We start from the raw sequence: 11,865 nt of genomic DNA on the forward strand, positions 1-11,865 counted from the left end.
CGTTTTTCCCCCTTCGGCTACCCCCCGTGCCGCCCCGGGCGGGCCGGGGGGGGGCGCCGCCCGCCCGGGGGCAGCGGGGCGGACCGGTGGCGTCCGGTCCTTGCGGTCCTGCCGGTCAGAAGATGCCGGTGATCCGGGTGGCCCAGGAGCCGTCGCCGACCACGGTCGGGGAACCGTGCAGGGTGGGGGTGCCGGGGTAGAAGCGCAGGACTCCCGTGCCGCTGGTGCCGCCGCCCAGGGTGGCCCAGAAGTCCGCGGTCTCCTGTCCGGCCGTGGGCACGAACTGCTTGTAGGTGCCCTGGTCCACGACCTGGCCCTGGACGTTGGCCGCGCCCGCGAACTTCAGGACGTTGCCGGGGTGCCAGGAGCCGGCGCCGCCGTACTGGCTGCGGGTGCCGATGCGGTAGTCGGTGCCGCCCTGGCCGTCGTCGGCCTGGACGCCCGGGTACAGCCACAGCTTCCCGTACTCGCCGTTGGCGGTGTCGGTGCCCCGCCAGCGGCCCATCAGGTCGGGGACGGCGTCGCCGTTGACGTCGCCGAGCGCGACCACGTCGTAGGAGCCCCAGCCGCTGCCGCCGGGGTTCTTGCCCGGCTTGAGCTTGTAGGTGCCGGTCTCCATCGCCAGCGGGCCCTCGATGGTTCCGGTGTAGTGGACCAGGCCGTTGCCCTCGATGACGATCAGGTCATTGCCGGGCATGCCGTCGGAGTTGCCCGGGGCCATGATGCCGCTCGCGCCGGCCCAGCTGCCCGGGACGTTCCACTGCTGGGCCCCGGTGCCGTTGCACTGGTAGATGGCCAGGCGGGTGCCGTTGGCGGTGTTGGCCCCCGGCAGGTCGAAGCAGAGGCCGGTGACCGGGTTGAGCAGCGAGCCGTCACCGCGGTCCACCCAGTGCTGCGCGGGGGAGCCGTTGCAGTCGAAGAGCTGCACCTGCGTGCCGTTGCCGCCGCGGCCCCACGGGACGTCGACGCACTTGCCGAGGACCTTTAGGGCCTTGCCGGTGAGCTGGAACTGCTGCGCGGTGGTGCCGTTGCAGACGTAGTACTGGATGGCGGTGCCGTTGGCGGTGGCGCTGTTCGCCACGTCCACGCACTTGTCGCCCGCGCCCTTGAGCGGGCCGGAGTCCTTGCCGGTCGGGTGGATCAGCTCCTTGCGGCCGCCGACGATCGGAGCGCCGTTGCCGTCGCCCGGGTACAGGTAGAGCTTGTTGCCGATCCGGGCGAAGTAGTCCTCGTACCCGTCCTTGGTCTGGCCGTCGACGGCGGAGATGACATCGCCGCGGTGGGCGATCTGCGCGCCGTTCCACTCGCCGAGGCCGGGCAGGACCTGGCCGTCGGTGTGCCGGCCGTCGCCCTTGCCCGGATAGAGGATCAGCTTGCCCGTGTCGTCGGTGGCGACCAGGTCCACGTGGCCGTCGCCGTTGAGGTCGCCGGGCAGGTCGCCGCGGACCCGGCCGTCGGGGGTGCGGACGAAGGCGGGGGCCTGGGTGACGATCAGCGTGGTGTCGGTGGCCGGGCCGTTGCCGTCGTACAGCGAGGTGTTGCCGTAGAGGTCGTACGCCTGGACGTGCAGCCGGTTGTTGGGCCACAGGCTCGGCTTGAGCGAGACCGTTGCGGAGCCGTTCGCGTCGGCCTTGACGAAGGTGCCGCCGGCGCACTTGTCGTTGGCCACGGGCAGCGGGGTGTTGAGGCTGTAGCAGAAGCCGTCCACGCCGCCGAGCGGGTCCTTGGAGGTGAACTTCACCTTGCGCTCGGTGCGGGCCGGGGCGCTGGCCACGTCCAGGGCGAGGCCGTCCGCCGAGGCCACGGTGGGCTTCGGCGGGGCCGTCTTGTCGACGTTGAACCCGCACTGCGGGGTGTAGCCGGAGACGTCGGTGCCGTCCTCGGCGCGCACGAACCACTTGTAGCGCTTGCCCTCGGTGAGGGTGTTGATGTCGACGACGTGGACGACGCTGCCGCCGGAGGCCACGTTGGCCCGGGGCGAGGCCACGGTGGCGCCGCCGTACTCCCACAGCTCGAAGGCCGCGGTGAGGTTGCCGCCGTCGGGGTCGGACAGCTTGGCGGTCAGGGCGAGGTCGGCGCGGCCGACGGTCGGCCAGGTGGCCGGGTCGGAGCTGCAGGCCACCTGCTTGTTGCCGGAGCCGCCGGGGCTGTAGGGGCCCTGGTAGAAGGCGCTGGAGTCGACCTTGGGGACGCGGTTGTACGTGACCTCGAGGTGCGGGTTGTTCTGGAACTTCTTCCAGCTGGACGCGCTTCCCTCGTGGGAGGCGGCGGAGCGCAGGCCCAGGGTGAGGTCGGTGCCGCCGCCGTTGGCCACGTCCTGGACGAGGTCCTTGAGCGCGCCGGCGGCGAAGTCCTCACCGGCGGCCTTGCAGCTGTCGCCCCAGCCGTGCGCGAAGCTCTTGGTCTGCAGGGTCCTGTTCCACGACGGCTGGCTGTTCCAGGTCGTGCCGGTGCCGATGGGACCGGTCCAGCCCAGCTCCACCGGGGTGGCGGTGCAGGACCAGGAGTAGGTGTTGAAGACGTTGAAGGTGGCGCTCATGATCCGCGCGCCGGCCAGCCCGTTGGTGTTGAGCTGGAAGAACGAGCGGGCCGTGCCGTTGGTCTGCGTCTCGTGGCCGACCCGGGCGAGCTTGTCGGTGAAGCTGCCGCCGTTCCAGTAGGCGGTGTTGGCCAGGTTCGTACCGTCCTGCTTGTACGCCATGGCCCAGTTGACCCGGTTGCCGCCGGAGAAGATCGGGTCGATGACCACCGGGAAGACGGTCTTCGGGTCCGTGAGCATCCCGGTGTCCGGGGTGATGGTGAGGCTGTCGCCGGTCACCTTGGCACCCATGTCGGCCGACCGGGCCGGGGGCGTGAGCTCCTCCGGGGTGCCGCCCGCGGTGAGCTCGGCGGCCTCGGTCGTGGACAGGTGGGAGGAGTCCCACATCGCGGGGGTGGGGGCGCTGAACAGTGCGTCGCCCTCGGTGTCCACGGCCTTGAGCGCGCCCTTGGCGTCCGCCTTCAGGCCCAGGCCCTTGTTCTTCAGGCCGAAGGTGAGCTTGGCGAGCCGCGGGTTCTTCGCGGCTTCGGGCGTCTTGACGACGAGGTGCTGGGCGAAGCCGTCCACGGCGGCGACCAGCTTGAGGTCCACGCCGGGCAGCACCTCGGGGTAGAGGGCGGTCTCGCCCTCGATCCGGGGCTCCGGCAGGGCGTCGGGCCAGCTGAGGGACATGGTCTTGCCCTCCCGCTGGAGGGTGGCGAGCGGGGTGGTGCCGCCGCCGGAGAAGGAGATGCCGAAGGTGGCGGCGGCGGGGGTGATCCGGCCGTCCGCGGTCTCCTCCAGCGTCGCGTCGGTGTTCTGCCAGGTGCCGTCGACCTTGGTGAAGGCCGGCCGGACGTACTGCTTCCACGTGAAGCTGCCGTCGGGGTTGGCGATGACCTGGGTGTACTCGTCGCGCTGTTCGGCGACCTCGACGGGCTTGCCGCTCGCCTGGGCCTGCTCGGAGGCCCGCGCCTCGCCGGGGCCGGCCTCGGCCTTGGCCGCGGCGTCGGCGGACGCGCCGCCGGCGGGCGTCCCGGTCGCGGGCGTGCCGTTCGCCGGTGTCCCGTTCGCCGGCGTCCCGTTCGCGGCCCGGGCCGCTGCCTCGCGGGCCGCCGCCTCGGCGCGTGCCGTGGCGTCCCCGGGCGCGTCGGCGGCCACCGCCGCGGGCGCGAGGGCCAGCGGCACCGCTATGCCGGCGCCGAGCGCGGCCGCGACAACTGCCGCCGAAAGGCGGCGCCTTCGCCGACCCCCGGCCGCTCCAGGTACCTTCACCGGATTCCACCCCACATTGGCTGACGATTACGGCTGCTTTGCGGCCGGTAATCCCTTGATAAGAGTTGGCCGAGTATCAGCCGAGGGAAGTATGCGGGGATCTTCACAGCGGAGCCACAGCTTCCTCATGTGACTCAGCGTCAATTAGCGCGATGCATTGCCCCGTGATGTCCGGTTGGGGGCGTTCGTATGCCTACCGAAGGTGTGCGACCTGTCAAAGAGTGTCCGGATTGGGAATTTGTTCCCGGAACAAATGGCGGGCGCCCTGAGACCAAGCTCACTTTGCTCTTTACGTAAGAAATCTTGGTGTACGTTCCCGAGGCCGCACCCAGATCTCGGTGCGAACTTGACCTGTACATGGAGTTGTTTCGGCGTGATGAGATTCACGGTGGGGGCTTCCCGTTCTGAAAACGGGACGCCAAGGGGGCGGGGAAGTTCTTCATCCCGCAGAGGAAAGCTGCTGCGCCAAGGCGCGGGCGTCGTCAGCGCGGTGCTCTGCGGAGCCCTGCTGGTGTCGTGCGTTCCCGAGGGGGGACCGTCGGCCGAGGGGCTCGACGGATTCGAGCCGCGCGCGGTCCAGAAGACCGGCTCGGTGAAGGGCGCCGCGTTCGGCAAGCGCGGTACGTCACCGGTCAGCGAGACCGACAAGAAGCCCTGGAAGCGGAAGAAGGTCAGCTGGCCGGCCGCCGCGGAGGGCGACGCCGTGCTCGGCGCACCCGCCCCCGCCGCCCGGTCGCTGGCCGACGGCCCGGACGCCGACGGGATACCGGGCCCCGCCCACACCCCCGTCAAGGGCCTCCCGGTCGCGGTCGCCCCGCTGACCGCGCCGCCGGCCGCGCCGCCCCTGGGCGCGCAGTCGAACGCCAAGGCCGCGGCGCCCGGCAAGTCCGCCGCCCCGCAGGGCCGTACGCCGGAGGCCAGCGCCCCCGGCAAGCTGCACGTCAAGGTCGAGGACCGGAAGGCCGCGGCGAAGGCCGGCATCGACGGTGTCCTGCTCACCGTCAGCCGCACCGACGGCGAGAACGCCTCCGGACGCGCCTCCGTACAGCTCGACTACAGCGGATTCCGCCACGCCTACGGAGCCGACTGGGGCTCCCGGCTCCGGCTCGTGCAGCTCCCGGCGTGCGCCCTGACCACGCCCGACAAGCCCGAGTGCAAGGCCTTCAAGCCGCTCGCCACGCACAACGACGCCGCCACCGGGGTCCTGACCGCCGAGGTCGACGTGGCCCCGGACGCCAAGGCCGCCAAGGCCGCCGGCACCCAGGACCCGGCCGCGATGGCCGCCCCGATGGCCGCCCCGATGGCCGCGGGCGCCATGGCCTTCGGCGGTGGCACCGTCCTCGCGGCCGCCGCCTCCCCGGACGGCGCGGCCGGTGACTTCAAGGCCACCTCGCTGTCCCCGTCCGGCAGTTGGACCGCCGGCGGCAACCACGGCGGGTTCGCCTGGTCGTACCCGATGGCCATGCCCCCGGTGCCGGGCCCCCTGGCACCGAAGGTCGCCCTCAGCTACAACTCCTCGTCCGTGGACGGCCGTACGGCCTCCGCCAACAGCCAGCCCTCCTGGGTCGGCGAGGGCTGGTCGATGGAGATGGGCTTCATCGAGCGCCAGTACATGGGCTGCCGCGACGACAAGGGCAGCGGGACCAACGCCCCGGAGAAGACCGGCGACGTCTGCTGGAAGTCCGAGAACGCCGTGCTGTCCCTCAACGGGCAGAACACCCCGCTCGTCAAGGACGCCACGAGCGGCGCCTGGAAGTCGGCCAAGGACGACGGCTCGCGCGTCGAGCAGCTGACCGGCAGCGCCACCGACACCGCCAACGGCGACGACAACAACGAGTACTGGCGGGTCACCACCCCCGACGGCACCCAGTACTGGTTCGGCAAGAACCGCCTGCCCGGCTGGACCACCGGCAAGGAGGAGACCGACTCGACGCTCACCGTGCCGGTCTTCGGCAACCACGCCGGCGAGCCGGGCCACGGCACCTCGTTCGCGAACTCCGTCAAGGACCAGGGCTGGCGCTGGAACCTGGACTACGTGGTCGACCCACACGGCAACGCGATGGCCTTCTTCTACGACAAGGAGGAGAACGTCTACGCGAAGAACTCGGCCGGCATGACCACCATGCCCAAGGGCTCCGCCACCTACGACCGCGCCGGTCACCTGACCCGCATCGAGTACGGCCACCGTGCCGGACAGGTCTACGCCGCGAGCGCCCCGGCCAAGGTCAACTTCGGCGTCTCCGACCGCTGCCTGGGCTCCGCCGCCGACTGCGCCTTCGACAAGGCGCACGCCGACAACTGGCCCGACACCCCCGTCGACCAGCAGTGCGAGCTGAACAAGGACTGCATCAACGGTGCCCCGAGCTTCTGGTCCAAGAAGCGCCTGACCAGCGTCTCCACCCAGGTGCTCAAGGGCGGTGCGTACCAGGACGTCGACGGCTGGACCCTGGGCCAGCAGTTCCCGGACACCGGTGACGCCGGCGGCAACGGCCTGTGGCTGTCCAACATCACGCGCACCGGCAAGTCCGCCACCACCCCGGTGACGCTGCCCAAGGTCGACTTCGGCGGCACGCTGATGGCCAACCGCGTGGACGCCGCCGAGGGCCGTCCGCCGCTGAACAAGTTCCGCATCACCCGGATCAGCAGCGAGACCGGCTCCGACACCCTCGTCTCCTACTCGGCCGCCGAGTGCGTGGCCGGGCAGACCCCGGCGCCGGACGCCACCAACACCAAGCGCTGCTACCCCAACTGGTGGACGCCCGACGGCGGCAGCGAGCCGGTGAAGGACTTCTTCCACAAGTACGCCGTCACCAAGATCACCGAGAACGACAAGGTCGCCGGCTCCACGGCCTCGGTCACCGAGTACGAGTACCTCGGCGGCATCGCCTGGGCCAAGGACACCAACGAGTTCACCCTCGACAAGCACCGCGCCTTCAGCGACTTCCGCGGCTGGGGCAAGGTCCGCACCCGCACCGGCACCGCGAACAAGACGCTCACCGAGGCCCGCTACCTGCGGGGCATCGCCGGCGCCCAGGTGACCGACTCCTTCGGTAACGCGTTCACCGACGCCGAGCAGTACGCCGGCATGACCCTGGAGACCTCGGACTACGACAAGGACGGCGCCGGCGGGACCATCGCCGCCACCGCCGTCGCCAAGCCCTGGTCCCGCGAGACCGCGAGCCAGACCCGCGCCGGCACCACGGACCTGAAGGCCCACCAGACCAACCAGGACACGCAGACGGGCTACCTCCTGCTGTCCCCGGGGAACTGGCGGACCACCCGGTCGGGCACCACCTTCGACCAGTACGGCCAGGTCACCAGCGTGTCGGACGAGGGCGACATCGCCGTCTCCGGCGACGAGGCGTGCACCCGCACCACCTTCGCCGCCGCCGACACGGCGAACTGGATGCTCTCCTACCCGGCGACCGTCCAGCGGTCCTCGGCCGTCTGCGCCACCCCGGCCACCCCGGCGAACACCCTGACCGAGGTCCGCACCTCGTACGACTCCAAGGCGCACGGCACCGGCCCGGTCCACGGCCAGGGCCACCCGACCAAGGTCGAGGAGCTCGAGCGGTACGACGGAGCCACGCCGGTGTTCGCCACCGTCAGCACCGGCAAGTTCGACGCGTACGGCCGTCCGCTGGAGCAGACGGACGCCGCCGGCAACAAGACCAGCACCGCCTACAGCCCGGCGACCGGCGCCCAGTCCACCAAGACCACGGCGACCAACGCCAAGGCGCAGACCACCGTCACCACCTTCGACGGCCTGCGCGGCCTGCCGCTCGACGTCACCGACGTCTCCGGCCGCATCACCCGCCAGAAGTACAACGCCCTCGGCCAGCTCACCGCCGCCTGGCGGCCCGGCCGTGACACCACCCAGCCGGCCGACGTCACCTTCGACTACCTGACGCGCAACAACGCGCCGACGGCCGTCACCGCGAAGACCCTGCTGGAGAACGGCAAGTACCGCTCGGCGATCACCCTCTACGACGGCCTGCTGCGCAAGCGCCAGACGCAGACCGACGCCCACGGCGGCACCGGCCGGCTGGTGAAGGACACCTTCTTCGACAGCCAGGGCCGCGAGTACAAGACCAACGGCGAGTACTACAACGACCAGCCGGCGGCCACCGTCCTGCTGTCCGTCGCCGACAACCAGATCCCGACCCAGACCGTCACGCAGTTCGACGGCCAGGGCCGGGTCACGGCCGCGATCACCCTCTCCAAGGGCGTCGAGAAGTGGCGCTCCTCCACCACCTACGGCGGCAACTGGGTCGCCAGCGTCCCGCCGCAGGGCGGCACCGCGTCCCTCGCCCTGTACAACGCGCAGGACAAGGTCGCCGAGCTGCGCCAGTACAAGGACGGCAACCCCGTCCTCGGCGCCCCGGCCTCCGCGTACGACTCCCTCAAGTACACGTACGACGCGGACGAGCGCATCACCCGCCTCGTGGACGCGGCCGGCAACGCCTGGACCACGGACTACGACCGGCGCGGCCACCAGGTGAAGACCACCGACCCCGACAAGGGCGCGGTCGAGAACACCTACACCGCCGACGGCAAGGTGGCCACCACCACCGACGCCCGCGGCGTCAAGGTCGCCCACCGCTACGACGAACTGGGCCGCCGCACCGCCACGTTCAAGGACAACACCGCCACCGGCGAGAAGCTCGCCGAGTGGGTCTACGACACCCTGCCGGGCGGCATCGGCAAGCTGACCTCCTCGACGCGCTACGAGAAGGGCAATGCCTACACCACCGCGGTCAAGGGCTACGACGCGGGCGGCCGGGCCACCGGCTCGACGGTCACCGTCCCGGGCGCCGAGGGCAAGCTGGCGGGAAGCTACACCTTCTCCACCACCTTCACCCCGAACACCGGCCTGACCGCCACGACCGCCTACCCGGCCGGCGGCGGCCTCGCCGCCGAGACGGTCCGCAACGGCTACACCGAGTTCGGCCTGCCGACCTCGGTCGGCAACGGCACCGACGTCTACTCGCTGGGCAGCCAGTACTCGCCCTTCGGCGAGGTCCTCCAGACGGTCCTGGGCGACATCGGCGGCCGCACGGTCCAGACGTACACCTACGAGGACCACACCCGCCGGCTCAGCAGCGTCCTCAACGACCGCGAGGCGAGCGGCCCGCAGACCATCGACAACAAGGTCTACGGCTACGACCCCGCGGGCAACATCACCCGGATCCGCAACGACCGCGACGACAAGACCGTCGCGGACGACCAGTGCTTCACCTACGACTACGCGCGCCGCATGACGCACGCCTGGGCGTCCACGGACGCCTGCGCGCTCAAGCCGACGGCCGGCACGCCCACCAAGCCCAAGGTCGGCGGGGTGGACCCGTACTGGTACTCGTACACCTACGACGCCGTGGGCAACCGCACCCAGGAGGTCAAGCACGACCCGGCGGGCGACCCCGCCAAGGACGTCACCCGCAACTCCGCCTACCCGCAGCCGGGCGCGAACCGGCCGCACGCCCTGGACAAGGTCTCCACGACCGGCCCCGGCGCCCGCCAGGACTCCTTCGAGTACGACGCGGCGGGATACACGACCCGCCGGGTCACCGCGCAGGGCGACCAGAAGCTGACCTGGGACGCCGAAGGCCACATGGCCACGTCCACCGTCGGCGGCAAGACGTCCTCCTTCGTCTACGACGCGAACGGCAACCGCCTGCTGCGCAAGGACGCGGACAAGATCACCCTGTACCTGGGCAACCAGGAGCTCACGCTGACCGTGGCCACCGCCAAGGTGAGCGGCGTCCGCTACTACAAGGCCGGGCAGTCCACGATCGTGGCCACCTCGGACGGCAAGCTGGCGTACCTGCTCGGCGACCACCACAACACCGACGAGGTGCAGGTGGACGCGATGTCGATGGGCTACAAGCGGCGCAACCAGACCCCGTTCGGCACGGCGCGCGGCGCGCAGCCGGCCGCCGGCACCTGGGCGGGCGAGAAGGGCTTCGTGGGAGGCACGAACGACGCCTCCACCGGCCTGGTGCACCTGAACGCGCGCGAGTACGACGCGGCCAACGGCCGGTTCATCTCGGTGGACCCGGTCATGGACTCGAACGACCCGCAGCAGCTGAACGCCTACGCGTACGCCAACAACGCGCCGGTCACCAGCAGTGACCCCAGCGGCCAGTTCGCCGGCGGCTTCATGCCGATCTTCCGGCCGCTCCCCGAGTACGTGAAGGAGACCTACAAGCGCGTCAAGGCGCAGAACGAAGCGCGGCGCACCATCGAGCGCGGCATGAAGGCCTCCGGCTCCTACGGGTCGGCCTGGCGGGCCGCGTACGGTGCGCGGGAGAAGGGCTCCCAGCGCTGGACCGGCAACGTGGGCGCGGGCGAGGACCGCGGCGTCATCGTGGTGAGCTTCTTCATCCACACCAAGGACGCCATGCTCGGCGCCCTGATCGGCGACGACCGCAGCTACTCGACGGACCCGAGCGCGCCGTACCGGATGCTGGTCTTCTGGGACACCGCGAGCGGCAACGTCAGCTTCACGGTGGCGCCCTCGCACACGGCTCCCAAGGTCAAGTACTCGGGCGGTTCGCTCGGCATGGGAGGCGGCAACAAGGCCGAGTACGTGAAGTCGGAGATGCTGCCCGCGCTGAAGATCTGGGGCAACGAGGGCTCCAACTCGTATTCCACGCTGCTGACGCGCAACATCATCGAGGCGCGCAAGAGCGACTCGAACACCCTGGAGGTGGACCTGCACGCCGTGCAGCCGCTGATGCCGGTGGGCTCGGTCGACGGCCACCTGACCATCGCGCCGAACGAGGGCATGGTGCGCAGGACCGGAGACAAGTACCCCGACATGACGGTGACCCAGTACCGCCAGGGGCAGGGCGCCCAGCGGATCGCCCATGACGACATGGCCCACACCAGCGGTCTGCCGTCCCTTCCGCTCTGGACCAATATGGACCGTACGTGGATGAACGACCGCTGCACGAAGGGATGCGAATGACCGGCGCAGGCCGCGCGAGCGGCACCGGCCCGAGCGGCGGCAGCCCGAGCGGCGGCGGCCGGCGGGACAGCTGGTACTGGTGGCTCCTGGTCTGCACGGTCCGCTACGTGCCGACCTTCGCGGTGGGCTGGACCGTCGCCTCGGCGGTGGCCCCGCGCGCCACGGGCTACGAGGGCCGCGTGCTGTCCTTCGGGGAGTCCTTCCTCGTCTTCATGAGGGAGCTCCCGGGCTTCCTGGCCGGGATCGGCGGGGTGACGCTCTTCCTGCTCCTGCTGATCGCCCGGCTCAGGAAGGGCGACCCGCTGCAGTTCCGGTTCACCGCGAGCATCCTGTGCCTACTGCCGATGACGGTCTTCCTGTTCTTCGGCGGCGGTCTGCTGACCGTGGCGATGTTCGCGACGCAGATCATCTTCACGGCGTTCGTCATGCCGGCCCCCGGGCCGGGTGAGCGCAAGGTCTGATCCGTCCGGTACGAAACGGCCGCGGGGCCCGGCACCACCAGGTGCCGGGCCCCGCGGTCTTCTGCGCTCCGGGGCCTTGGGGGCACGCGGCGCGCGGCTCCGGCCGCCCGGCCGCTCAGTCGCGGTCGATGTGCACGCTGGTCGACTTCACCCGGGCGGTGGCCCGCATGCCGACCTCCAGGCCCAGTTCCTCGACGGCCTCCCGCGTCAGCAGCGACACCACGCGGTGCGGCCCGGCCTGGACCTCGACCTGGGCCGCGACATCGCCGAGCCTGATCCCGGTCACGATCCCGGGGAAGGCGTTGCGGGCCGAGGTGTACGGGGCGTCCGCGTCCTCGGCGGACGAGGCCTCCTGCGCGGCCTCGACGCAGAACGCCGCCAGGTCGGGGCCGTCGACGATGCGGCGCTTGCCGTCCCGGCGGGTGGGGAAGCGGTCGGCGTCCGCCCACCGCCGGGCGGTGTCGACGCTCACGCCCAGCAGACGCGCGGCCTGCCCGATGGTGTAGGACTCCATGCGCCCACCCTAGTGCTGTGACCGGGAAGGTCCACCGGGTCGCGACGCTCCCCCAGCTACCGCTGGGAGGTGCCCCCAGGCACGGCACCTCGCCGCGTTGTCGGACCACGCAAGTACGTCCAGTACA

At 71.0% G+C, this 11,865-nt stretch carries 4 protein-coding genes; 2 read left to right on the forward strand and 2 right to left on the reverse strand.

Going from position 1 to position 11,865, the window contains the following annotated elements; all coding sequences use genetic code 11:
* Positions 1–115: 115 nt before the first annotated feature.
* The gene (locus ACFWP3_RS40310; protein ID WP_384231631.1) at positions 116–3,793 is read right to left on the reverse strand and encodes a ricin-type beta-trefoil lectin domain protein; all 3,678 of its coding nucleotides are present in this window, start codon (positions 3,791–3,793) and stop codon (positions 116–118) included.
* A 511-nt stretch (positions 3,794–4,304) separates the two neighbouring features.
* Here ACFWP3_RS40310 and ACFWP3_RS40315 point away from each other — a divergent pair.
* On the forward strand, positions 4,305–10,763 hold the full coding sequence (locus ACFWP3_RS40315; RefSeq protein ID WP_384231633.1) for an RHS repeat domain-containing protein: 6,459 nt from the start codon (positions 4,305–4,307) through the stop codon (positions 10,761–10,763).
* On the forward strand, positions 10,760–11,224 hold the full coding sequence (locus tag ACFWP3_RS40320; RefSeq protein WP_384231635.1) for a hypothetical protein: 465 nt from the start codon (positions 10,760–10,762) through the stop codon (positions 11,222–11,224). Before ACFWP3_RS40315 ends, ACFWP3_RS40320 begins: the two co-directional genes overlap by 4 nt.
* Positions 11,225–11,339: 115 nt before the next feature.
* Here the strand turns inward: ACFWP3_RS40320 and ACFWP3_RS40325 are convergent, their stop codons facing one another.
* On the reverse strand, positions 11,340–11,738 hold the full coding sequence (locus ACFWP3_RS40325; protein ID WP_362304097.1) for a TOBE domain-containing protein: 399 nt from the start codon (positions 11,736–11,738) through the stop codon (positions 11,340–11,342).
* Positions 11,739–11,865: the final 127 nt, after the last annotated feature.

The sequence above is a fragment of the Streptomyces sp. NPDC058525 genome (assembly GCF_042719495.1).
Classification (GTDB): domain Bacteria; phylum Actinomycetota; class Actinomycetes; order Streptomycetales; family Streptomycetaceae; genus Streptomyces.